The sequence below is a fragment of the Nocardioides sp. N13(2025) genome (assembly GCF_051912545.1).
GTDB lineage: Bacteria > Actinomycetota > Actinomycetes > Propionibacteriales > Nocardioidaceae > Nocardioides.
This window is the reverse complement of record NZ_CP196809.1, coordinates 3,388,445-3,411,795: the sequence shown is the minus strand read 5'-3', so window position 1 is coordinate 3,411,795 and position 23,351 is coordinate 3,388,445. Positions and strand designations below refer to the sequence as shown.

The window sequence follows — 23,351 nt, the reverse complement described above, 5'->3', positions numbered from 1 at the left end:
CGGGAGGCGATGCTCGAGAAGCTCGCCGACCTCGACGCGCAGCACGCGGTCGCGGTGGCCGGCGGCGGCGAGAAGTACGTCGCGCGCCACCACGCCCGCGGCAAGCTGACCGCGCGCGAGCGGATCGAGCTGCTCCTCGACCCCGGGTCGGCCTTCCTCGAGCTGTCGCCGCTGGCGGGCTGGGGCTCGGACTTCACCGTCGGGGCGTCCGTCGTCACCGGCATCGGTGTGGTCGAGGGCGTCGAGTGCCTGATCAGCGCCAACGACCCGACGGTCAAGGGTGGCGCGTCGAACCCCTGGACGGTCAAGAAGATCTTCCGCGCCTCGCAGATCGCCGAGGAGAACAACCTCCCGACGATCTCCCTCGTCGAGTCCGGCGGCGCCGACCTGCCGACGCAGAAGGAGATCTTCATCCCGGGCGGCAAGCTCTTCCGCGACCTCACCCGCGCCTCGGCGCGGCGCCAGCCCACCATCGCCCTGGTCTTCGGCAACTCGACCGCCGGCGGGGCGTACGTCCCGGGGATGAGCGACTACACGGTCTTCGTCCGCGGTGGGGCGAAGGTCTTCCTCGGCGGCCCGCCGCTGGTGAAGATGGCGACCGGCGAGGAGTCCGACGACGAGTCGCTCGGCGGTGCCGAGATGCACGCCCGCGTCTCCGGCCTGGCCGACTACCTCGCCGAGGACGAGCACGACGCGATCCGCATCGGGCGCCGGATCGTCGCCCGGCTCAACCGCCGGAAGCCTGCCGTCGCGATCCCCGGGTATCCGGGGAAACTGGAGCCTCACCCCCGAAGTTTCGGGGTGGAACCGCAAGTTTCCCCGGGTACCCGGGGAAACCGACAGGGCCTCAGCAGCGCCTTCGCCGAGCCCGACGCCGACCCCGACGGCCTGCTGGACCTCATCCCGACCGACCTCAAGGAGCCGTTCGACCCGCGCGAGGTGATCGTGCGGATCGTCGACGGCACCAGCGAGCGCAACGGCCGACCGTTCGACGAGTTCAAGCCGCTCTACGGGACGTCCCTCGTCACCGGTTGGGCCGAGCTGCACGGCCGCCCGATCGGCATCCTCGCCAACGCGCAGGGCGTGCTCTTCTCGGAGGAGGCGCAGAAGGCGACCCAGTTCATCCAGCTCGCCAACCAGTCGGACACGCCGCTGCTGTTCCTGCACAACACGACCGGCTACATGGTCGGCAAGGACTACGAGCAGGGCGGGATCATCAAGCACGGCGCGCAGATGATCAACGCGGTCTCCAACAGCACCGTGCCGCACCTCTCGGTGATCATGGGCGCCTCCTACGGCGCCGGCAACTACGGCATGAACGGTCGCGCCTACGACCCGCGCTTCCTCTTCACCTGGCCCAGCGCGAAGTCCGCGGTGATGGGCCCGGCCCAGCTCGCGGGCGTGCTGTCGATCGTGGCGCGCGCCGCCGCGGAGGCGAAGGGGCAGGCGTACGACGAGGAGGGCGACGCCGGCATGCGCGCGATGGTCGAGCAGATGGTCGAGGAGCAGTCGCTGCCCTACGCGCTGTCGGGGATGCTCTACGACGACGGCGTCATCGACCCGCGCGACACCCGCACCGTCCTGGCCATCTGCCTCAGCGTCATCGCCAACACGCCCATCAAGGGCGCCGACGGATTCGGGGTGTTCCGGACATGATCAACCGACTCCTGGTCGCCAACCGCGGTGAGATCGCGCGGCGGGTCTTCGCGACCTGCCGACGCCTCGGCATCGAGACCGTGGCCGTCCACTCCGACGCCGACGCCGGCCTGCCGTTCGTGGCGGAGGCCGACCATGCCGTACGCCTGCCGGGCAACGCGCCCGCGGACACCTACCTCCGCATCGACCTCGTCATCGAGGCCGCTCGGCGGTCGGGCGCCGACGCGGTCCACCCGGGCTACGGCTTCCTGTCCGAGAACGCCGCCTTCGCCCGCGCCGTCGTCGACGCCGGCCTGACCTGGGTCGGGCCGCCGGCCGACGCGATCGAGGCGATGGGCGACAAGGTCCGCGCGAAGGAGATCGCCGAGAAGGCGGGCGTCCCGGTGCTGTCGGCTCCATCGTCCCCGACCGAGGCCGACCTCCCACTGCTGGTCAAGGCCTCGGCCGGTGGCGGCGGTCGGGGCATGCGCGTCGTACGCACCCTCGACCGGCTCGAGGCGGAGATAGAGGCGGCCCGCGCGGAGGCCGAGTCGGCCTTCGGCGACGGCACGGTCTTCGTCGAGCCCTACGTCGAGGCCGGCCGGCACGTCGAGGTGCAGGTCGTCTCGGACGCGTCGGGCACCACGGCCCTCGGGACGCGCGACTGCTCGGTCCAGCGCCGCCACCAGAAGGTGGTGGAGGAGGCTCCTGCTCCCGGGCTCTCCGCCGGGACCGAGGCCGCCATGCTCGAGGCCGCGGAGCACCTCGCCGACGGCATCGGCTACCTCGGCGCCGGCACGGTCGAGTTCCTCCACGACCCGGCGACCGACCGGTTCTTCTTCCTCGAGATGAACACGCGCCTCCAGGTCGAGCACCCGGTCACCGAGCTGGTCACGGGCGTCGACCTGGTCGAGGCGCAGCTCGCGGTCGCCGAGGGCAGGGACCGTGAGGCCGTCGGCTGGTCGGCGTCGGGGCACGCGATCGAGGTACGCCTCTACGCCGAGGACGCGGCGTACGTCCCGCAGAGCGGCGGGCTCGTCACCTTCGACCTGCCGGCCGACGGGGGGTTCGAGCTGCTCGGGCGCCACGGCGTCCGGGTCGACAGCGGCTTCGCCTCGGGCGACGAGGTGTCGACCTTCTACGACGCGATGCTCGCCAAGGTGATGGCGTGGGCGCCGACCCGCGAGCAGGCGATCCGGATGCTCGTCGCCGCCCTCAAGCGGGCCCGGATCCACGGCGTCACCACCAACCGCGACCAGCTGGTCGAGATCCTCACCGACCCGGTCTTCGTCGCCGGCGAGATGACGACGACGTGGCTGGAGGCGCGTCCGATTCCCGCTGAGTCTCCTGGCGACTCAGGTCCCAGCGACCGCGCCACCCTCGTGGCCGGAGCCCTCATGCTGGCTGCCGACGACGCCGCACGGCGTACTGTCCAGCAGGGCGTCCCCGCTGCCTGGCGCAACGTCGTCAGCCAGCCCCAGCGCACCACCTTCGAGGGCCATGACCCGGTCGAGTGGTGGGGCACCCGCGACGGCTTCGTGGTCGACGGGGTGACCGTCCTCGAGGTGTCGCCGACCCACGCGCGGCTCGAGGTCGGCGGCGTCACCACGGAGACACGCGGACACATCTCCTCCGACCGGCCGGGCGCCCCGCGTGACGTCTGGGTCGACGGACCACGTCGGTCCGCGCGTCTGCGAGAGGTGCCGCGCTTCACCGACCCCGCCGACGCAGTGGCGAGCGGCTCGCTGCTCGCGCCGATGCCCGGCACGGTCGTCAAGGTCGTCGCGGAGGCCGGTGCCGAGGTGGCGGCGGGCGACGTCGTCCTCGTGCTGGAGGCGATGAAGATGCAGCACACCGTGACCGCGCCGTACGACGGCACCGTCACTGAGATCAACGTCGAGCCCGGGACGCAGGTCGCGTCCGGGGAGGTCCTGGCAGTCGTGGCCACACAGGAAGCCGAGGGAGAGGCATGACCAACTTCACCGAGACCGAGGAACGCCAGGAGCTGCGCCGCCAGGTGGCCAGGCTGGCCAGCACCTACGGTCGCGACTGGTTCGTCGAGCGTGCCCGCTCCGGCGAGAAGACCACCGAGCTGTGGCTCGAGATCGCCAAGGCGGGCTACCTCGGGATCAACATCCCCGAGGAGTACGGCGGGGGTGGCGGCGGCATCGGCGACGTGGCCGCGGTCTGCGAGGAGCTCGCAGCCCAGGGCTGCCCGCTGCTGATGATGGTCGTCAGCCCGGCGATCTGCGGCACGGTGATCGCCCGCTACGGGACGCCGGCGCAGAAGCAGAAGTGGCTGCCCGGCATCTGCGACGGCACCGCGACGATGGCCTTCGCCATCACCGAGCCCGACGCCGGCACCAACTCCCACAACATCACCACGACCGCGCGCCGCGACGGCGACGAGTGGGTGCTCAAGGGCCAGAAGATCTACATCTCCGGCGTCGACGAGGCCGCCAACGTGCTGGTCGTCGCGCGCACCGAGGACGCGAGGACGGGCAAGCTCAAGCCCTGCCTGTTCGTCGTGCCGACCGACTCCGCCGGGTTGGACTACACCGCGATCCCGATGGAGATCGTCAGCCCGGAGAAGCAGTTCCAGGTGTTCATCGACGACGTCCGGCTCCCGGCCGACGCGATCGTCGGCGACGAGGACGGCGGCCTGGTGCAGCTGTTCGCGGGCCTCAACCCCGAGCGGATCATGGCGGCCTCCTTCTCGACGGGACTCGCTCGTCACGCGCTGGCGAAGGCGTCGTCGTACGCCAAGGAGCGCACGGTGTTCCAGGCTCCGATCGGCTCCCACCAGGCGATCGCCCACCCCCTCGCGATGGCGCACATCGAGAACGAGCTCGCCCGCCTGATGACGCAGAAGGCCGCCGCCCTCGTCGACGCCGGCGACGACATGGCCGCGGGCGAGGCGGCCAACATGGCGAAGTACGCCGCTGCGGATGCGGCCGTGCACGCCGTCGACGCAGCGGTGCAGACCCACGGTGGCAACGGCATCACGCAGGAGTACGGCATGGCGGGCCTGCTGGTCGCCGCCCGCGCCGGCCGGATCGCCCCGGTCAGCCGGGAGATGATCCTCAACTTCGTCGCGATGCACAGCCTGGGGCTGCCGAAGTCCTACTGATACCGGACCCTTGCCGCCCGAGGTCCGTCATACGAACCCGCACTGATACCGGCGGGTTCGTATGACGGATCGGGCGGGCTGTCCGACCGCGGTGGCAGGATCACACCGTGGCCCTCGCAGACCGTCCGCTCGTGCCCGAGGAGTGGGTGCTGCGCATCCACGCCGTGCTGGGTGCGATGCCGCGGTGCGAGCAGGAGCCGGCGTGGACCGGCACCCGGTGGCGGGTCGGCGGCGCGACGGTGGCCCACGTCTTCGGCGGTGAGGACCAGGTCTTCCGGATCACCTTCCGCGGCGAGCCCGACGAGGTGGCGGCGTTCGAGCACATGGGCGCGCCCTACTTCCGCTCCAGCTGGGGCGGCAACGTGATCGGCATGGTCCTCGACGACGACACCGACTGGGAGGAGCTCGCCGAGCTCCTCACCGACTCCTACTGCATCCAGGCGCCGGCCAACCTCGCCGAGCAGGTCGCCCGCCCGGGCGCCTGATCAGCGCAGCGGCACGAACCGGTAGCGCCCGTGCTGCGTCACCACGGCGCCCGGGTTGGTGACGCGCAGCATCGTGCCGGCCACGGGGATCACCAGCACGCCATCGTCGGCGAGCTGGTCGACGAGCTCCTGCGGCAGCTGGTCGGGCTCGGCCGACACCAGGATCCGGTCGTACGGCGCACCGCCCGGGTCGCCGAGCACGCCCGGCGTGGCGAGGCGGATCGACGCCCACGGGCGGGCGGCGCGGGCAAGGTTCTCCGCCCCGAAGGAGACGAGCTGCGGCTCGAGCTCGACGCCGAGCACCGAGCCGGTCGGCCCGACGAGGTGCGCCAGCAGCGCCGTCGTCCAGCCCGACCCGGACCCGACGTCGAGCACCCGCTGGCCCGGCCGCACGTCGAGCAGCCGCAGCATGTCGGCGACGGTGCGCGGCTGGGAGTTGGTCTGGCCGGCCGCGATCTGCAGCGGACCGTCGTACGCCGCCCGCCGACGCACCGCGCGCGGGAGGTAGTCCCGCCGCGGAGTCGCGTCGAACGCTGCCTTCACCGGGTCCATCGCACCAGCGTGCGCCTCAGACCCACGTGTTGTCGTGCTCCCGCATGAATCGGTCGCGGGCGTCCTCGTCGAAGTCTCCGATGCCGGCGGCCAGCTGCTCGAAGTAGGCCTCCCGCGGGGCGCCCGGGGCGAAGTGGAGCAGCATCTCGGCGGCACCGTCCTCGTTGCGGAAGCCGTGGATCCCGCCGGCGGGCACGTGGGCGAAGTCGCCGGCGTGGCACTTCACCCAGTCCTTGCCGTCGAAGATCGTGACCGTGCCCTCGAGGACGTAGAACGACTCGGTGATCGTGCGGTGGAAGTGCGCGCCCGGACCGCTCACCGGGCCCGCGAACTCCCAGCGGTAGAGGCCGAACGTGCCGGCCGTCTCGGTGCCCCGGGCGAGGTAGAAGACCTTGTTGCCATTGGGGTAGACGGTGGCCGGCTCGATCCCCGCGCGCACGACGTGCGCAGAGATCTCGCCGGACTCACCGTGGTAGGTCGGCGGCGGATAGCTCACTTCGCGCCCGCCGCGTCGTACTGCTCCTGGATCTCCTGCGAGCTCGCCCCGCCCGGCTGGTTGATCCGGATCTGGTTGCCGAAGGGGTCGCGGATCCCGAAGTCGGTGCCGTAGGGCTGGGTGACGGGCTCCTGGGTGATCTCGACGCCGGCGTCGCGGAGCGCGGCGTACGTCGCCTGCACGTCGTCGCTGATGAGGAAGAGCCCACCGAGCGCCCCCTTCGTGACGAGCTCGCGCACCTGGGCCGCGGTCGCCTCGTCGTGCTGCGGGCCGCCGACGAGCTCGAGGAGCAGTGCGGTGTCCTGGCCGGGCACGCCGACGGTGAGCCAGCGCATGAAGCCGAGGTCGATGTCGTCGCGGACCTCGAAACCGAGGTGGGTCGTGTAGAAGTCGAGCGCCTCGTCCTGGTCGAGGACCGGCACGCTGCGGATGTGGAGCGAGGTGATGTGGTTGGTGGTCATGACGCTGACGCTAGTCAGCGACGTGGTCGTCGTGCTTCTCCGAAATCACTGTCTTGGGGCAGCTGTCTGCTTCTCCCGTGGCCGCGTCCACGCGGCGATGAAGCACGACGGGACCGCGACCGGAGCGTGCTGGGCGCGGAACTCGGTCGGTGACATCCCGACGACGTTGCTGAAGGTCCGGCTGAAGGTGCCGAGGCTGGCGAACCCGACGTCCCACGCGACGTCGGTGACCGGCCGGTCGGTCTGACGGAGCAGCGTCATCGCGCGCTCGACCCGACGACGCTGGAGGTAGCGGTGCGGCGTCTCGCCGTAGACGTCCTTGAACACCCGGCCGAACCGCGACGCGGACAGGTGCGCGATCGCCGCGAGCGTGGGCACGTCGAGCGGCTCGGCGTAGCGGCGGTCCATCTCGTCGCGGGCGCGCAGCATCCGGCGGTTGGTGTCCTCCTGGGCGGAGAGCTCCCGCGGCTGGCTCACGGCCCGAACCTAGCCCCTGCCGGGGACAGCCCAGCGGCACGAACCCGCAGGGGTCGTGCCGCTGGATCGCGCTGTGGGACGTCGACCCGACGCTCTTGGGAGATCCGTACGCAGATGGGAGTGGTGGTACGGGTGCGTGGGCGTGGCCCCGCGGAACGCGGCCGCCCCGGCTCCGAGGAACCGGAAGTCTTCAGTTGTTCTTGCTGGGCGCGGGCTTGTCGTTCGGCCCGCCGGACGGCTTGTCGGTGGGCTTGCCGGGAGTGGGCTTGGCGGCCGGCGTCGGCCGGACGGACGGCTTGCCCGTCGGCTTGTCCGTGGGCCCGCCGGGAGTGGGCTTGGCGGTCGGGGTCGGCAGCTCGGACGGCTTGCCGGTCTCCCGGGGCTCACCGATGAGCGCGACGCAGTACTCCGCGATCCCCTCGACGCTGCCGGCCTCGGTGGCGAGGGCGGTGAACGCCGCGCTGTCCAGGGACTTGCCGGCCGAGGTGCGGTCCTTGGCCTGGTAGGCCTTGCACAGGCCCTTGAAGCTGGGCGTCGGGGTCGCCCCGGAGGTCTCGGCGTCGTCCGACGTCCCTGCCTCTGCGGACTCCGAGGGGTCCTCGGAAGCGGTCGTGGACGAGGTCGACGTGGTCCGCCTCGGCTGCGGCGCCCTGGCCACTGACTCGGAGGCCCGGTCGGACGCCTGGCCCGGGAGCGTCGGCAGGTCCACGGAGCTCGCCAGCGCGAAGCCACCGGAGGTCAGCGCGACGACGGCGCCGGTGGCGACGACCGCGCGTGCGGCGGCGCGGCGCCCGAGCGCGGAGGGGGACACGTAGTTGCTCCGGGTCGCCGGGGGCGGGCTCAGCCGGGCGGCGTGGAAGGCGGCCACCGTCGCGTCCTCTCGACGCAGCTCACCGCGGTGCGCGGGGGCGTTGGCTGCGGAGAGGGCCCAGCCGAGAGCGCTGTCGTGCGCCGCCGGGTCGTCGAGCAGGCGCTCGGACTCGCGGCGGGACAGGCGGAGCTCGTGGTCGTTCATCTCACTTCCTTCAGCGTCGGGGCGGGCGCAGGTGTTACGGCTCGTCCGCGATCTTCTTCGCCAGCTGCTTCAGCCCGCGGTGCGCCGCCGCCCGGACCGCGCCGGGGCGCTTGCCGAGGATCCGCGCCGCCGTCGGTGCGTCGAAGCCCAGCACCGTGCGCAGCATGATCGCCTCGGCCTGCTCGCGCGGGAGGGCGGCGATCAGGGCGAGGATGGCCTCGGAGTTGACCCGGCCGAGCGTGTCGAGCTCCACGTCGGCGCTGTCCGGCAGGTCGACGAGGTCCTCGACGGGCTGGTCGCTCACGGGCCGCCGGCTGTTGCGGCGCAGGTGGTCGAGGGCACGGTTGCGACCGATCGTGGTGACCCACCCGCGGAAGCCGTCGGCGCCGCCGCTGAACCGGTCGAGGTCGCGGAATGCCTGCGACCACGCCTCGCTGGCCATGTCCTCCGCGTCGGCCACCCCCACCAGCACCGTCAGGTAGCGCAGCAGGGGCGGTTGGAGGGCCCGGTAGACGGTGCGGAACGCCTCGTCGTCGCCCGCCAGCATGCGCTGGACCGCGTCGTCGAGGGGATCTGGACCGGACACCCGCGTTTTCTACCCCACGCCCCGGCGGGACGCGAACCCCGCGCCGGGAGGACCGGGCGTGTCAGCGTGGGTGGCGCGGCGGACGCGGGACGAACAGCGGCACCCGGGCGGCGTACTCGTCCCAGCCCGGGCGCTGCGACATGGTCCGCTCGAGCAGCTTGGCCCCCGTCACGTTGCGCACGAAGAAGGTCATGGCCGCCGGCGCCCACACCGTGAGCAGGCCGGGGAGCCACCCCAGCGCGAGCGCGCCGGCGATCCAGAGGCCCCACCACACGCAGGCGTCGCCGAAGTAGTTGGGGTGGCGCGTCCAGCCCCAGAGCCCGGTGTCCAGGATCCGCGGCCGTGACTCGCGCGGCTCGGCCTTGTACGCCTCGAGCTGCGCGTCCCCGACGACCTCGAAGAACAGGCCGAGCGCCCACACGGCCGCTCCGACCCAGACGACGGGCCACCAACGGACGTCGTACGCCGCTGCGACCTGCAGCGGCGCCGAGATCAGCAGCGCGACCACGGCCTGCGTGAGGAACACCCGCGTGACCACGTGCGCGGCGCCGGAGGTCCAGCCGGGACCGCCGAGCATCTTCTCGTAGCGGGGATCCTCGCCGTGCCCGCGCGAGCGACGGCCGATGTGCCACGCCAGTCGGCCGCCCCAGACGACGACGAGCAGTGCCAGCAGCCACGAGTGGGTGTCCGGCCAGAGGGCGGCCAGGACGAGCGCGATCGCGACGAACACGAGGCCCCACGCGACGTCCACCACGGCGACGCGGTCGACCCGGCGGCTGACCAAGGCGGTGACGCCCATGACGACGAGGGCCGTCAAGGTCGCGGTGAGGACGACGCTCACCACGTGCGCACCGGCGGCAGGGTGTGGGGTGCGCCGGGGCGGACGGCGAGGACCTGGTCGACCCCCATCCGGCCGTCGCGGAAGGCGAGCGCGCCGCCGACGAGGTAGAGCCGCCACACGCGGACGACCTCCTCGCCGACGAGCTCGCGCAGGCGGTCGAGGTTGGCCTCGAAGTTGTCCATCCAGCCGCCGACGGTCAGGACGTAGTGCTCGCGCATCGCGTGCACGTCGCGCACCTCGAGCCCGCCGGCCTCGATGAGGTCGACCGTCTCGCCGACGGGACGCATGGTCATGTCCGGGGCGATGAAGGACTCGATGAAGGGGCCACCGCCGGGGTGCTTGCCACCGCCGGCGCCCTGGCGCGACATCTGCTGCACCAGCACGCGACCGCCGGGTCGCACCGCGCGGCGCAGCACCTCGACGTAGGTCGGGTAGTTGCTGGCGCCGACGTGCTCGCCCATCTCGAGGGAGCCGACGGCGTCGAAGTGGTCGCGCTCGGGGACCTCGCGGTAGTCCTGGAGCCGGATCTCGACCCGGTCCTCGAGGCCCCGCTCGGCGATCCGGGCGTCGATGAGCTTCTTCTGCTCCGCCGAGATCGTCACTCCGGTGACCTGTGCCCCGAAGTGCTGCGCCGCGTGCAGGGACAGCGAGCCCCACCCGCAGCCGACGTCGAGCATCCGCATGCCCGGCTCGAGGCCGAGCTTGGTGCACACGAGGTCGAGCTTGGCGCGCTGCGCCTCCTCGAGCGGGGTGTCCGGCGTCGCGTGGTAGCCGCAGCTGTAGGCCATCTGCGGCTCGAGGATCAGGGAGTAGAACTCGTTGGAGAGGTCGTAGTGGTGGCTGATCGAGGACCGGTCGCGCGCCAGGCTGTGCAGCCGACCCTTGATCCGTGCCTGGGAGGCGGGCGGGGCCGGCGGGCGGCCGAGCGCGCCGAGCCCGGCGACGGCGCGGACCGCGTCGAGCAGCGCGCGGGGCGAGAGGCGTACGCCGGACAGGCCGCGCTCGGCGCCCACGGCGAACGCGTGCGTCAGCGCGGACCCGAGGTCCCACCCGTCCTGCTCCGGCACGTCGAGCTCGCCCGTGACGTAGGCCTGCGCGGCACCGAGCTCCCCCGGGTGCCACAGCAGGCGGCGCAGCGCGTCGGGCGAGCGGAGCACCACCAGCGGTGCGTCCGCGGGGCCGGCCAGCGAGCCGTCCCAGGCCTGCAGCCGGACCGGGAGGTCGCCGCCGATGAACGGCCGCACCGCCTCGGCGAGGCGCTCGGCGATCCCGGTGCCGGGGGTCGGACCGGAGGTGGTGGGCGGAGCGGTCTGTGCCACGTGGTCCGTCACTGGGCCTCCCGGGCCAGGGTGAGCTGCGAGACGTTGATGTAGCCGCTGGCGAAGCCGGCCTGCGAGTAGGCGAGGTAGAAGTGCCACACCCGCATGAAGAGGTCGTCGAACCCCAGGCCCAGCACCGCGTCGCGCTGGGCGAGGAACCGGCGGTCCCAGCGGCGCAGGGTCTCGGCGTAGTGGCTGCCGAAGTCGAGCTGCCCGACCAGTCGCAGCGACGTCTCGTCGCGGGTGACCTCGTCGATGACCTCCACGCTCGGGAGGAAGCCGCCGGGGAAGATGTACTTGTTGATCCACGTGTGACCGCCACGGGTGGCGAGCATCCGGTCGTGCGGCATGGTGATCGCCTGGATGGCGACCCGGCCGCCGGGGGCGAGCACCTCGTCGATGGTGCGGAAGTAGGTACCCCAGAACTCGTGGCCGACGGCCTCGATCATCTCGACCGAGACGACGGCGTCGTACGACGCCCGGGTCGCGGCCAGCGAGCGGTAGTCCATCAGCTCGATCGTCACCCGGTCGGCCAGGCCGGCCGCGGCGACGCGCTGCTCGGCCAGCTCGAGCTGCTCGACCGAGAGGGTGATCGAGTGGACCGTCGCGCCACGTCGGGCTGCCCGGATCGCGAGCTCGCCCCACCCGGTGCCGATCTCCAGCACCCGGGTGCCGTCGGTGACGCCCGCCGCGTCGAGCAGCCGCTCGATCTTGTTGGCCTGTGCCGCCGCGAGGTCGCTGTTGTGGAGGAGCGGGTCCGGGTTGTCGGTGGGCTCTGGTGGAGTGGCGACGAGGTGGTCACCAGCCGTGCGGGACCACCCGTCGGTCCCCGGGTCCACAGTCGAGAGGGAGGTGTCGAACAGGGCAGACGAATAGCTCAGCGTCTCGTCGAGGAAGAGCGCGAAGAGGTCGTTGGACAGGTCGTAGTGGTGGGAGACGTTGGCCTGGCTGTTGGCCTCGGTGCTGCGGTGGTGCCCCGGCATGCGGGGGGTGACCAGTGCGCGCAGCCGCTGCAGGGAGTCCGGGACCAGCGTCGCGATCCGGGCCGCCGGCACGGTGAGGAAGCCCGCGAGGTCCTCGGCGTCCCAGGCGCCGGTCAGGTAGGCCTCCCCGAAGCCGATCAGTCCGTCGCGGCCCAGGCGCGCGTAGAACTCGTCAGGGCGGTGCAGGACCATCCGGGGGCCGCCCTGCCCGAGCGTGCGACCTCCTGGGCCCTCGACCACCGTCACCGCGAGCCGGGCGACGGCGGCGCGGAACAGGCGGCGGGCGACGGCGGCGGAGATCGCCGTGCGGGGCCCGCGGACCAGCGGCTCCAGGGAGGGCATGCCCTGGGCGGCCGCGGCGGTGTCAGCGGGTGCCTCAGCGGGGAGGGTGACGTCGGGTCGGTTCTTCTCGAGGGTCATCGCACGCCCTCCTGGCGGTGGTGGGGTCGGGGACGGATCGGCAGCCGGCGCGCCCACAGCCAGGTGCCGTGGGCCCGGATGAGCGCGCTGCCGCGCAGGGCGGCACCGAGGGTCTTGCGGACGGGGACGTCGCTGCGGGTGCCGGTGAGGCTGGCGCTGAAGGGCGAGGACTCGCCGCCCGCCTCGTCGCGGTCGTGCCCGCGCAGCGTGACCGCCACGTGCAGGCGGTCGGTGGGGATCGGCGCGGCGACGTCGTACGTGCCGTCGACGCCGTGGAAGGGGGAGACGTACATCGCCTTCTCGGTGCGGGCCCGCCCCTGCTCGTCGGGGTGGACGAGGTAGGCGTGCCGGTCGCCGTAGGTGTTGTGCACCTCGACGACGACGCCTGCCTGCTCGCCGTGGTCGTCGAAGCACCAGAAGACGCTGATCGGGTTGAAGGCGTAGCCCAGCGAGCGGGGGTTGGCGGCCATCAGGATCGTGCCGGGGCGCTCGCCGTCGCCGAGGCTGACGCCGTGGTCGGCGAGGAACGCCTCGACGTTGTGCCGCAGCGTCCGCTCGGGCGAGCCGAGGTGGTCGCGGGCCTCGAAGCGCGCGAGCACGCCGTGGTCCGGCAGGTCGTCGAGGTCGACGAGCCAGAAGGTCGAGGAGTGCTCGAAGCTCCGCTTGAAGGGCGTGCGGCGCGTGTGCCGGATGGTGGTCTCGAACCGGCCCGGCGTCGGCAGGACCCGGGTGGTGCGGGTCCAGGGCAGGCCGAGGTGGGTCGCGGCCGCGAGCCCCGATCGGGCGCCGTCCTCGTGGAACCCCCAGCCGTGGTAGGCGCCCGCGAAGGCGACCCGGTCGGTGTTGATCTCGGGCAGCCGACGCGACGCGGCCACGGACTCGGGGGTGTAGAGCGGGTGCTCGTACTCCATCCGGTCGATCACCGTCGCCGGGTCGACGAGGTGCTCGCCGCCGAGGGTGACGAGGTAGTGCACGTCGGTGGGCAGGCGCTGGAGCCGGGTGAGGTCGTAGGTGACGGTGACCCCGCCGGTCTCCTGGGTCGCACCTGGTTTCGAGACGCCTCGATCGTCCCCTCGCAAGCTCGGGTCCGATCCGACGCTCCTCGACCTCCCCGCCTGGGTCTGCGAGTTCGCAAGCTCACTCGCAGGGCGATGGAAGTTCCACGACGCGCGGGCGTTGCGGGCGCGGGGGAGCAGCGAGGTGTCGGTGTGGAGCAGCGCCGGGTTGCTGCTGTAGGGCAGGGAGGAGAGGATCTCGCGCTGCAGGTCGGTCGGTGCCTCGAGGATGCCGAGGGCCTGGGCGGGGTGGGTGGCGATGACGACCGCGTCGTACGTCGTGGTGGCGCCGCTGCCGTCGGTGACCGCGACCCCGTCGGCGAGCTCGCGGACCGAGGTCACCTTGGTCTCCGTGCGCACGTCCTGCAGGCCCGCCGCGACCGCGGCCACGTAGGTGCCCGAGCCGCCGGTGACCGTGCGCCACTGCGGTGAGCCGAAGACCCCGAGCATGCCGTGGTGCTCGAGGAAGGTGAAGAGGTAGCGCGCGGGGTAGTCCAGCGAGGTCGCGGGGTCGCACGACCACACGGCCGCGACGAGCGGCTCCATGAAGTGCCGCACGAACCCGTCGGAGAAGCCGCCGTCGCGCAGGAAGTCGCGCAGCGTCTGGTCGCCGCTCGATCCGTCATGCGAACCCGCACCGACAGGTCCGGATCCGGATGACGGACCGGGGTCGGTGGCCAGCAGGGCTCGCGCCCGCCGGTGGAAGCGGGGGATCTCGAGCAGCATCCGCCAGTGATCGCGGGAGCGGAGCGAGGAGGGCTGGGCGAAGAGGCCGCGCGCCCCCAGCGCGCCGGCGTACTCCACGCCCGTGCCGGCGTCGCTCACCGAGAGCGACATCTCCGACGGCTGGGTCTCGATGCCCAGCTCGGCGAAGAGGCGCAGCAGCGTCGGGTAGGTGCGCCGGTTGTGCACGATGAAGCCCGTGTCGATGGCCAGCTCGCCGTCGGCGGTCGGCACCCGGTGGGTGTCGGCGTGGCCGCCGAGCCGGTCGTCGGCCTCGTAGAGCGTGACGTGGGCCGTGCGCGACGCGATCCAGGCGGCCGTCAGTCCGGCGACGCCGGAGCCGACGACCGCGACCCGGCGCTGCCCTGTCGTGATCACGTCGCCTCGGTGAGGTCGAAGAGCGCGATCGGCTCGGTGGTGGGCTCCGGCGACCCACCCTCGGGCTCGATCGTGATGCCCACGGCGACCGCCTCGGCGGCCGGCCCGTCGAGGACCACCGTCTGGTCGGCGCTGTCGGGCATCATGCCGGCCGGCACCATGTCGTCCTCGGGCGTCTGGAACCACAGCTCGTAGGCCTTGCCCTCCGGCGCGGAGACCATGTCCTCGGTGGTGATGACGGCCCGGTCCTGCGACTTCGACCGGGTGACGGTGGCGCGACCGGCCTCGCCGAGGTCGAGGAAGACGTGCTCGGCGTCGGCGGCCCGGAGCACCTGCTCGGCCGCGGTGAGGCGGGGCTCGTCGTCGGCCCACGGTGCCACGATCATGGCGCCGACACCGACGAGGACGGCGAGTGCCGCCGCGACGAGGAGGGGCATCCGCCGACGCCCAGCACCGGCAGGCGCACTGCGAGGAGCCTCCTGGGGAGAGGACGCGGGGAGCTCGGGCGGGAGCGGACGGATCTGGGAGATGCCGGCGAGCACCGAGTCGCGCAGCGACGCGGGCGGCGGCGTGGCGACGGTCTCGGCCAGGAGCGCCGCGGTCTCGCGGAGCTCGGCGACCTCGGCCCGGCAGTCCTCGCAGCCCGACAGGTGCTGCTCGAAGCGGGCACGCTCGAGGTCGTCGAGCGCGTCCACGGCGTAGGCGCCCGTGAGCTTGTGCGGATCATCGCTCATGAGGCAACTCCCATCAGGTCTCGCAGGCGGATCAGGCCGTCGCGTATTCGGGTCTTGGCGGTGCCGAGGGGCACGTCCAGCAGGGCGGCGACCTCGGTGTGGGTGTAGCCGCCGAAGTAGGTGAGCTCGACGGCCTGGCGCTGGACGTCGGTCAGGGTGGCGACCGCGCCGCGCACCCGGGCCGCGTCGAGCGAGGCGTGGGCCGCCTCGGACGTCTGGTCGTGGTCGACCGGAGCGGTCTCCCGGTCCCAGCTCTCGTCGCGCGCGGTGGCGGCCTCGACGGAGCGGACCCGGTCGACGGCCTTGCGGTGCACGATCGTGAGCAGCCAGCCGGCCGCGCTGCCGCGCCCGGCGTCGTACCTCGTGCTCGAGCGCCACGCGTCGAAGTAGGCCTCCTGGGTGACCTCCTCGGCATGGGCCGGGTTGCGTACGACGCGCAGCGCCAGGCCGTAGGCCCGCGCCGAGGTGGCGTCGTAGAACTCGGCGAACGCCGCCTCGTCGCCGAGCCCGGCCCGGTGCAGGAGGTCGGCCAGGCGGGTTGCATCGCCCCGGGACGGGACGCCCTGGGGCGTCCCGTCCGGTACGGGCCTCACGTGGTCCACGTCAGTGATCCTTGCAGTGTGGGTCCGGGGGGACCATCACATCTGCGGCATCAGGACCTGGTCGACGACATAGACGGTGGCGTTGGCCGTCTGCACGTTGCCGCAGACGACGGTGGCGTCACCGATGGTGAAGTTCTCGCCCGAGCCCTCGACGGCAAGCATGTCGCCGGCCAAGGTCTCCTGGTCGCCCGCGACGTCCTCGGGCGAGAGGCGCTCGCCGATCACGTGGTGCGTGAGGACCGTGGTGAGGGCCTTCTTGTCCGCGAGGAGCGCGTTCAGGTCCTTCTTCGGGATCGCAGCGAACGCGTCGTCAGTGGGCGCGAAGACGGTCAGGTTCTCGGCCGAGTTGAGGGTGTCGACCAAGCCGGCCTCGGTGACCGCCGCGACGAGCGTCGTGAGCAGCGGGTTGTTGGATGCGGCGGTGGCGACCGGGTCGTCGGCCATGCCCTTGACGGAACCCTCGCCCTCGGTGGGGACGCCGGCGCAGCCGGGACCGAACGGACCGTCAGCCATCGGCGCCTCGGACTCCATGGGCGCCTCGGAGGACGACTCGGACTCCATCGGCGTCGACGACGAGGTGGTGTCGTCGGAGGCGCTGGCGCCGTCGTCCTCGCTGCCGCAGGCAGCCAGGCTCATGGACGCGGTCAGGGCGAGGGCGGCGAGCCCGAGGGTGCGGGTGCGGGTGCGGAGCAGGGTGTTCATGGGAGTGCCTTTCGGTGGGGGCCATCGGGGCCGCGAGGCCCGCTGTCGTGAGGTGTTCGGAGCTGCCGGCCGGGCGGATGGGTGAAACTTCAAGAAAATTCAGACGACGTTGACGGAGATTTCCTGGAGCCCCGAGGCGCCTTCCGGGAACGGCGTCATCCGGGCGGGGCTCTGGACCTCGCCGTCCTTGTTGGTCGCCCGGCACGCGATGAAGTGCTGACCCGGCTCGGCGTCCCACTCGACGTACCACTGCCGCCAGTAGTCGTCGGAGACCTGCGGGCCGAGCTTCGCGGGACGCCAGGCCTCGCCGTCGATGCGCACCTCGACCTTGTCGATGCCCACGTGCTGGGCCCAGGCGATGCCGCCGATGACGACCTTCCCGGCCGCGCTGTCCGACAACGGCTTGGGGGTGTCGATCCGGCTGGCGATCTTGATCGGGGCGTCGACGGCCCAGTCCCGCTCGGTCCAGTAGGCCTGCTGGGCGTCGTACGTCGTCAGGGTCATCCGGGTGATCCACTTGCAGGCGCTGACGAAGCCGTAGAGCCCGGGCACCACCATGCGGGCAGGGAAGCCGTGGGCACGCGGGAGCGGGCCGCCGTTCATGCCGATCGCGATCATCGCGTCGCGCCCGTCGAGCGCCACGTCGAGCGGTGTCGAGATGGTCATCCCGTCGACGTCGGTCGAGAGGATCTGGTCGGCCCCCGTGCCGTCGATGCCTGCCCTGGCGAGCACGTCGGCCAGCGGCACGCCGAGCCAGCGGGCGCCACCGACGTAGGGCCCGCCCACCTCGTTGGAGACGCAGGTGAGGGTGATGTCGCGCTCGATCGTGTCCATCGCCACGAGGTCGTCGAAGGTCAGCGTGACCTCCCGGTCGACGTCGCCGTCGATGGTGAGGGTCCACGAGTCGACGTCCACGGCCGGCACGGTGAGCCGGGTGTCCACCCGGTAGAACTCGGCCGTCGGCGTCCGCAGCGGCGTGATGCCGTCGTGGGTCTGCTCCAGGCCCGAGGGGAAGGAGGACGCGGGGTCGGTGGCGACCGGCAGGGTGACGTCGGTCCCGCCGAGGCGGTACGACGTCACCCAGCGGCCGAGCGCTCCCATGGTCACTGCGGCCGCGGCGAGGCCGCCGGTCGCCAGCACGACCCCGCGCCGGCTCGGACCGCTGCCGCTCCCCGGCGACGGTCCCGCGGAGCCCGGGTCGTCGACGCGGTGCAGCCACCACAGCGAGGTGGCGGCGACCGCGGCCGCGACGAGGGCAGGCAGGAGGTCCAGCGGCCCGGCGCCGGGGCGCACGGCCGCCAGCACGCCCGCGACGCCGGCCAGGCCGACGACGACGAGCAGGCCGACGGTCTCGCGGCGGGCCGCGACGACGCCGGCGACCGCCGCGAGCAGCAGGACCACGACGACCACCGAGCCGACGAGCACCGCCTTGTCGGCGCTGCCGAACTGCCGGATCGCCCATTCCTTGAGCGGCGTCGGTGTCAGGTCGATGACCGTCGAGCCGACCGCCAGCACGGGCGAGGCCGCCGGGACGGTGAGGGCGGCGACCAGGTGCGCGGCCGCCAGGCCGACGACCGTCGCCAGCACGCCGTACGCCGCGTGGCGCAGCGCGCGGCTGCGTGAGGGTCCGCTGCGGGAGGCCTGGTCGGTGTCCATGGGTGGTGTTCGGAGCAGCCGGGCTCCACGGATGGGCGTGCGGCAGGATGGCGCCCATGTCCGATGCCCCCGCCGAGCTGGTCCACTACGCCGTGGCCGACGCCGTCGCCACGATCACCCTCGACAGCCCCGCCAACCGCAACGCCCTCAGCCGCCAGCTGGTGACCGAGCTGTTCGCGCACCTCGAGCGGGCGGCCGCGGACGCCGACGTCCGCGTGGTGCTCGTCGAGAGCTCCGGCAAGGTCTTCTGCTCCGGCGCCGACCTGACCGAGGCGAGCACCGAGGGGATGGAGGCCGGCACCCGCAGGATCGTCGACCTGCAGCGGCTCATCGCCACCCTCGACAAGCCGGTCGTCACCAAGAACCTGGGCGCGGTGCGCGCCGGCGGCATCGGCATCGTCGCCGCCGCCGACGTGGCGATCAGCGCCGAGGACGCGACCTTCGCCCTCACCGAGGTCAAGCTCGGCCTGGCCGCCGCGATCATCAGCCTCACCGTCCACCACCGGATGAACCCGCGGGCCGCGGCCCTCACCACCCTCGGCGGCGAGGTGTTCAGCGGCGCCGAGGCAGCGGCGTACGGACTGGTCACGAAGGCGGTGCCCGCCGAACGCCTCGACGAGGAGGTCGCCGCCACCTGCGCGAGCCTGGCGACCGGTGCACCGCAGGGCCTGCGCGAGTCCAAGCGCATCCTCAACCGCGACCTCGTCGCCCGCATCGACGCCCTCGGCGAGGAGATGGCCACCACCAGCACCCGCCTCTTCGCCAGCGACGAGGCGCGCGAGGCGATGACCGCCTTCCTCTCCCGCAAGAAGTAGCCCGCAAGAAGTAACCGCACCCGCCCGGTCATGGCCTGCTGCCAGCCACCAGCCGCTGGAGGCGCATCGTGGCGAGCCCGAGGTAGGTGTCGACGGCGGGGGTGCCGACGGCCGCCTGCAGGGTCCCGCACGCCGTCGGGTCCAGCGCCAGGGTCCGGGCGGTGCCGGTCGCGTCGGTGAGGACGACGACGTACGACCTCGCGCCGGGGTCGAGCTGGCAGTCGGTCATCGCGCCGAGCCACACCTCGGTCGTGGCGGCCGAGCGGAGCGACTCCGACACCGGCGTGCCGACCTGCCACTGGTCCACGAGCTCACGACGCCCGCCGTCGCCGGCGTAGGCGCACACGTCGGCCGCGGTGGCCGGGAGCGGCAGCAGCGGCACCGTCGACTGCCAGTGGTGCTCGGCCGGGTCGACGAGCTGCGCGGCGGAGGCGCCGTCGGTGTTGGTCCGCGTGGTGGTGAAGCGGTCCGGACAGGTGACCGGCGCCGGCAGCGGCCCGGGCGGGCCCGACCCGCTCGCGGCGTCCATCAGCAGCGTCGTCTCGAGCTGGCTGAAGAGCACCTGGTCGCGCGAGCTGCAGCCGGTGTCGCCGGCGAGCTCGGCCACGCGCCCGTCGGCGAGGCCGACCTCGATCCGGAAGAGACCGGTCGGTCCGGGGCTCGACTCGTCGATCGTGCACACGGGTCGACCTGCCGCCGTCTCGAGGAGGCTGGCCGCGACCCCGGCCGCGAGGTCGCCGGTGACCACCCCCGGCGGATGGCGCAGCCGCTGGGCCGCACCCTCGTCGGCGAGCGGGCAGAAGCGGACCCACCGTGCGTCCGCGGCACCGACCTCGGCCCCGACCTCGCCGAGGTCGGCGTCGGTCGTCGCGACGCAGTCGGTGCTGGGGCTCGCGGGGGCAGGGTCGTCGTCGGCCAGGAGGCGGGGCAGCGCGAAGGCGCCGCCGACGACGAGGGCGACAGCGAGGGCGACCACGACGGCCCTCGGCACCCACCCGCGGCCGCGCGGGGGTCTCCCCACCTGCGAGTCCGTGCTGTCCACCTGGCTCCTCCTGCCCTCATCCAACTCGACGGCGCGGACGAGCGGGCCGTTCCACGGATTCCCGGTAAGTCGGTGTTCGCGCACCCCCGCCGGTACGCTTGTCGGTCTGTCCGCGGGAGACGGGCAGTTGTCATCGGGGGATGAGGAGCAGGTGTGAGCGAGGAGCTCGAGGCGCGGGAGATCGCGGCGGAGCAGCAGTACGTCGACGAGGTCTACGTCCAGCTCGAGGCGTCGACGCGCAGCGCGAAGGCGCTGGCCGCGGAGGGTCACAGCCGGGGCAAGCTGGAGCACGAGGGCGGTCTCGTCGAGCGCGACGCGATGGTGTTCCAGGCCGCCAAGCGGATCGCGCAGCTGGATGCTGCCCACGAGGGCCTGGTCTTCGGCCGGCTCGACCTCGACCCGTCGATCGACGCCGAGCCGCGCTACATCGGGCGCATCGGCGTGCGCAACGCCGACCGTGACGTGCTGCTCATCGACTGGCGCGCGCCCGCCGCCGGGGTGTTCTACCAGGCCACCGCGGCGACCCCGCAGGGCGTCGTACGACGTCGTGTCCTGCGCTCGCTCCACCGCACCGTGATCGGCGTCGAGGACGAGCTGCTCGACCAGGAGGCCGAGACCGACCTGCCGATCGTCGGCGAGGGCGCGCTCATGGCGCAGCTCTCCCGGGCCCGCGACCGCTCCATGCACTCCATCGTCGCCACCATCCAGGCCGAGCAGGACCAGGCGATCCGCGCCCCGGGCAAGGGTGTCGTGTCGATCTCCGGCGGCCCGGGCACGGGCAAGACCGTCGTCGCCCTGCACCGCGCGGCCTTCCTGCTCTACTCCGACCGCCGCCGCTACGAGGGTGGCGGGGTCCTCGTCGTCGGTCCCAGCGGCGTCTTCATGCGCTACATCGAGCGGGTCCTGCCCAGCCTCGGCGAGACCGCGGTGGCGCTGCGCTCGCTCGGTGAGGTCGTCGGCGGCGTGCGCGCGACCCGGCACGACGAGCCGGCCGTCGCCGACATCAAGGGTGCGACCCGGATGGCCGAGCTGCTGCGTCGTACGGCGCGCCAGCACGCGCCCGGCGCCCCGACCAGCTTCCGGATCTACTGGCGCGACGAGACCATCGTGCTCGACCCCGGCCTCCTCGGACGGCTGCGTCGCCAGCTGATGTCGCAGGGCCGGCGCAACCGCCAGCTGCCCCGCGTGGCCAAGACCCTGCTCGACGCCATGTGGCGCCAGGTGCAGGGTGAGCGCGGTCGCGAGCGTGGGCGTGAGGCCTTCGACGACGACATGCTCGGCCACGCCGGCTTCGTCGAGTTCGCCTCGGAGTGGTGGCCGCCGCTCGACGCCGCCACCGTCTTCGGCTGGCTGCGCGAGCCCGACTTCCTCGCTCGCGTCGGGGAGGGCGTCGTCTCCCGCGAGGAGCAGCTCCTCCTCGCCAAGTCGTGGGACGCGAGCGACCTGTCGATCGAGGACGTGCCGCTGCTCGACGAGCTGCGCTACGCGATCGGCGACGTGCCGCAGCGCACCGACGACGAGCGCGACCTCGACGAGACCGGCCTGCTCGAGGGCGGCGTCGACCTCCAGGAGCTGACCACGATCTCCGAGCGCGAGTACGCGCCCGGGGGTCGGCAGTGGGCACCGCCGACTCACCGCATCGAGGACGACGGCTACGCCCACGTCCTCATCGACGAGGCGCAGGACCTCACGCCGATGCAGTGGCGGATGGTCGGTCGCCGTGGCCGCACCGCGAGCTGGACGATCGTGGGTGACCCCGCGCAGTCCTCGTGGCCCGACGCCCCGGAGGCCGCCCGCGCCCGGTCGGAGGCGCTCGAGGGCAAGGAGCTCCACGAGTTCCACCTCTCGACCAACTACCGCAACTCCGCCGAGATCTACGCCTTCGCCGCCGACTACGCCCGCCGCGTCGGGCTCGACGCCGACCTGCCCGACGCCGTACGCCGCACGGGCGAGGAGCCGCAGGTCGTCGGCCCGGTCGACGACCTCGAGGCCGCCGTCCGCGAGGCCGTGGTCACGACCGCCGGTCGCGTCGAGGGCACCGTCGGCATCGTCGTGCCCGTGGCCCGCCGGTCCGAGGTCAACGCCTGGCTGGCGTCGTGGCCCGAGCTCGCCGACGACGCCGCCGGCGCCCGCGCCGCCGTCGACTCGAGCGTCACCCCGAGCGGCGAGGACCGCGTCGTGGTCCTCACGGGCCTCGACACCAAGGGCCTGGAGTTCGACGGCATCGTTGTGGTCTCCCCGCAGGAGATCGAGGACGAGTCGCTCACCGGGCGCGCGACGCTCTACGTCGTGCTCACCCGCGCGACGCAGCTGCTGACCACCGTCGGCTGACCCGGAGCAGCCGGGTGTCGGCGGCGGCACGTATGGTCGCCGCTCGCCACGTCCACGATCACGACGACCTCACCTGGGGGAGGCCGATGTCTCGGCTCGCACGCGCCATCGGCTCGGTGGCGTCGACGGTCCTCGCACTGGTCCTCGTGCACGGCTCTGCGGCGCAGGCGTCGATCACTCGTGGTGAGACGATCGACTCCGACCCCGCCCCCGGGTGGGGCTGGGAGACCGTCTTCTTCGACGGGTTCGACGGCCCTGCCGGCGTGGCGTCGGTGCAGTGGCACACCATGGGAGGCTGGAACGGAGCCGTCCAGGACGGCCTGGGTCGGCTCGACGTCGGCCGGCTCGGCCAGATCCGCACCAACACCGGCTGGACTCTCCCGGTGGGAACGCAGGTGCGGGTCACCGCCAGTCTCCTCATGCCCGACACGAGCGCCAACTACGCCGCCCTCTGGGTGCAGCATCCCGACGGCAACGACCCGCGCGAGATCGACGTGATCGAGAGCTACGGCCCCTTCAAGTCGACAGGCGCCCAGATCGGGTCACACCTCTGCTACGACGACACCCCCGCGACCCTCGTCAACGCGTGCGTCGCGACCGGCAGGCCACCCGAGCTCTGGCCGGTGACGCACGCCTTCCCCGCGGGTGCCGAGCCGTGGCGCTCCTACTGGGGCTACTCCGCCGAGTTCACCGTCGGCGGCGACCACGTGCTCTTCTCCGCGAGCGACGCCGAGGGTGACCGCCTCTACGAGAGCGCCCTGCTCCCCGACCCGCGCAGGGTCCCGGGAAACGCCCTCCCCTTCCACCTGCGCCTGTCCAACAAGGACGTCCTGCCCGAGCACGTCTTGCCGGGGGGCGCGCAGCCCAACATGCTCGTCGACTGGGTGAGTATCGACGTGAAGTACCCCTAGCC

21 protein-coding genes and 2 pseudogenes are annotated in these 23,351 nt (G+C 72.7%); 7 read left to right on the top strand and 16 right to left on the bottom strand.

Annotation, left to right across the window (positions count from 1 at the left end; translation table 11 throughout):
* Window positions 1-9 precede the first annotated feature (9 nt).
* From ACS3YM_RS16515 to ACS3YM_RS16500, 4 genes are all read left to right on the top strand, one after another.
* A complete protein-coding gene (locus ACS3YM_RS16515) occupies window positions 10-1,656 on the top strand; it encodes an acyl-CoA carboxylase subunit beta (RefSeq protein WP_439939912.1) in 1,647 nt (548 codons plus the stop codon).
* Window positions 1,653-3,608, top strand: coding sequence for an acetyl/propionyl/methylcrotonyl-CoA carboxylase subunit alpha (locus tag ACS3YM_RS16510; protein WP_439937520.1), 1,956 nt, complete (start codon window positions 1,653-1,655; stop codon window positions 3,606-3,608). Before ACS3YM_RS16515 ends, ACS3YM_RS16510 begins: the two co-directional genes overlap by 4 nt.
* The gene (locus ACS3YM_RS16505) at window positions 3,605-4,765 is read left to right on the top strand and encodes an acyl-CoA dehydrogenase family protein (protein WP_439937519.1); all 1,161 of its coding nucleotides are present in this window, start codon (window positions 3,605-3,607) and stop codon (window positions 4,763-4,765) included. The genes ACS3YM_RS16510 and ACS3YM_RS16505 overlap by 4 nt, the downstream gene beginning before the upstream one ends.
* Window positions 4,766-4,872: 107 nt before the next feature.
* Window positions 4,873-5,250, top strand: a complete 378-nt coding sequence (locus ACS3YM_RS16500; RefSeq protein WP_439937518.1) for an MmcQ/YjbR family DNA-binding protein — start codon at window positions 4,873-4,875, stop codon at window positions 5,248-5,250.
* On the opposite strand, the gene ACS3YM_RS16495 is transcribed toward ACS3YM_RS16500, so the two are convergent.
* The 15 genes and pseudogenes from ACS3YM_RS16495 to ACS3YM_RS16425 form a co-directional block, all read right to left on the bottom strand.
* Window positions 5,251-5,802, bottom strand: a complete 552-nt coding sequence (locus ACS3YM_RS16495) for a protein-L-isoaspartate O-methyltransferase family protein (protein WP_439937517.1) — start codon at window positions 5,800-5,802, stop codon at window positions 5,251-5,253.
* Between the two features lie 16 nt (window positions 5,803-5,818).
* A complete protein-coding gene (locus tag ACS3YM_RS16490; RefSeq protein WP_439937516.1) occupies window positions 5,819-6,298 on the bottom strand; it encodes a cupin domain-containing protein in 480 nt (159 codons plus the stop codon).
* Entirely contained in the window at window positions 6,295-6,759 is a 465-nt protein-coding gene (locus ACS3YM_RS16485) for a VOC family protein (protein ID WP_439937515.1), read from the bottom strand. Before ACS3YM_RS16485 ends, ACS3YM_RS16490 begins: the two co-directional genes overlap by 4 nt.
* 45 nt (window positions 6,760-6,804) lie before the next feature.
* Window positions 6,805-7,236, bottom strand: a complete 432-nt coding sequence (locus ACS3YM_RS16480) for a helix-turn-helix domain-containing protein (RefSeq protein ID WP_439937514.1) — start codon at window positions 7,234-7,236, stop codon at window positions 6,805-6,807.
* Between the two features lie 190 nt (window positions 7,237-7,426).
* Window positions 7,427-8,251: a hypothetical protein gene (locus tag ACS3YM_RS16475; RefSeq protein ID WP_439937513.1), complete on the bottom strand. Its 825-nt coding sequence runs from the start codon at window positions 8,249-8,251 to the stop codon at window positions 7,427-7,429.
* Window positions 8,252-8,285: 34 nt separating this feature from the next.
* A complete protein-coding gene (locus ACS3YM_RS16470; protein WP_439937512.1) occupies window positions 8,286-8,837 on the bottom strand; it encodes an RNA polymerase sigma factor in 552 nt (183 codons plus the stop codon).
* 61 nt (window positions 8,838-8,898) lie between these two features.
* Window positions 8,899-9,636: a DUF1295 domain-containing protein gene (locus ACS3YM_RS16465; protein ID WP_439939911.1), complete on the bottom strand. Its 738-nt coding sequence runs from the start codon at window positions 9,634-9,636 to the stop codon at window positions 8,899-8,901.
* A gap of 38 nt (window positions 9,637-9,674) precedes the next feature.
* Window positions 9,675-10,997: a class I SAM-dependent methyltransferase gene (locus tag ACS3YM_RS16460; protein ID WP_439937511.1), complete on the bottom strand. Its 1,323-nt coding sequence runs from the start codon at window positions 10,995-10,997 to the stop codon at window positions 9,675-9,677.
* Between the two features lie 8 nt (window positions 10,998-11,005).
* On the bottom strand, window positions 11,006-12,400 hold the full coding sequence (locus ACS3YM_RS16455) for a class I SAM-dependent methyltransferase (protein ID WP_439937510.1): 1,395 nt from the start codon (window positions 12,398-12,400) through the stop codon (window positions 11,006-11,008).
* Window positions 12,397-13,092, bottom strand: a pseudogene (locus tag ACS3YM_RS16450) (DUF1365 domain-containing protein); the annotation flags it as partial. The gene ACS3YM_RS16455 and the pseudogene ACS3YM_RS16450, both read right to left, overlap by 4 nt.
* 48 nt (window positions 13,093-13,140) lie before the next feature.
* A pseudogene (locus tag ACS3YM_RS16445) lies at window positions 13,141-14,553 on the bottom strand (NAD(P)/FAD-dependent oxidoreductase); the annotation flags it as partial.
* Window positions 14,553-15,290, bottom strand: coding sequence for an anti-sigma factor (locus ACS3YM_RS16440; protein ID WP_439937509.1), 738 nt, complete (start codon window positions 15,288-15,290; stop codon window positions 14,553-14,555). The pseudogene ACS3YM_RS16445 and the gene ACS3YM_RS16440, both read right to left, overlap by 1 nt.
* Entirely contained in the window at window positions 15,287-15,892 is a 606-nt protein-coding gene (gene sigK, locus ACS3YM_RS16435) for an ECF RNA polymerase sigma factor SigK (RefSeq protein WP_439937507.1), read from the bottom strand. Before sigK ends, ACS3YM_RS16440 begins: the two co-directional genes overlap by 4 nt.
* Window positions 15,893-15,928: 36 nt before the next feature.
* Window positions 15,929-16,594: a fasciclin domain-containing protein gene (locus tag ACS3YM_RS16430; RefSeq protein WP_439937506.1), complete on the bottom strand. Its 666-nt coding sequence runs from the start codon at window positions 16,592-16,594 to the stop codon at window positions 15,929-15,931.
* A gap of 99 nt (window positions 16,595-16,693) precedes the next feature.
* A complete protein-coding gene (locus ACS3YM_RS16425) occupies window positions 16,694-18,250 on the bottom strand; it encodes a molybdopterin-dependent oxidoreductase (RefSeq protein ID WP_439937505.1) in 1,557 nt (518 codons plus the stop codon).
* A gap of 56 nt (window positions 18,251-18,306) precedes the next feature.
* On the opposite strand from ACS3YM_RS16425, the gene ACS3YM_RS16420 reads away from it, so the two are divergent.
* Window positions 18,307-19,065, top strand: a complete 759-nt coding sequence (locus ACS3YM_RS16420; protein ID WP_439937504.1) for an enoyl-CoA hydratase-related protein — start codon at window positions 18,307-18,309, stop codon at window positions 19,063-19,065.
* Window positions 19,066-19,093: 28 nt separating this feature from the next.
* On the opposite strand, the gene ACS3YM_RS16415 is transcribed toward ACS3YM_RS16420, so the two are convergent.
* Window positions 19,094-20,107 (bottom strand): hypothetical protein, encoded by a 1,014-nt coding sequence (locus ACS3YM_RS16415; RefSeq protein WP_439937503.1) that lies wholly within the window; start codon window positions 20,105-20,107, stop codon window positions 19,094-19,096.
* Between the two features lie 153 nt (window positions 20,108-20,260).
* Here ACS3YM_RS16415 and ACS3YM_RS16410 point away from each other — a divergent pair, with 153 nt between their 5' ends.
* Complete coding sequence (locus ACS3YM_RS16410; RefSeq protein ID WP_439937502.1) at window positions 20,261-22,438, top strand: HelD family protein; 2,178 nt, start codon at window positions 20,261-20,263, stop codon at window positions 22,436-22,438.
* An 86-nt stretch (window positions 22,439-22,524) separates the two neighbouring features.
* A complete protein-coding gene (locus tag ACS3YM_RS16405) occupies window positions 22,525-23,349 on the top strand; it encodes a hypothetical protein (RefSeq protein WP_439937501.1) in 825 nt (274 codons plus the stop codon).
* The last annotated feature ends 2 nt before the right edge of the window (window positions 23,350-23,351 follow it).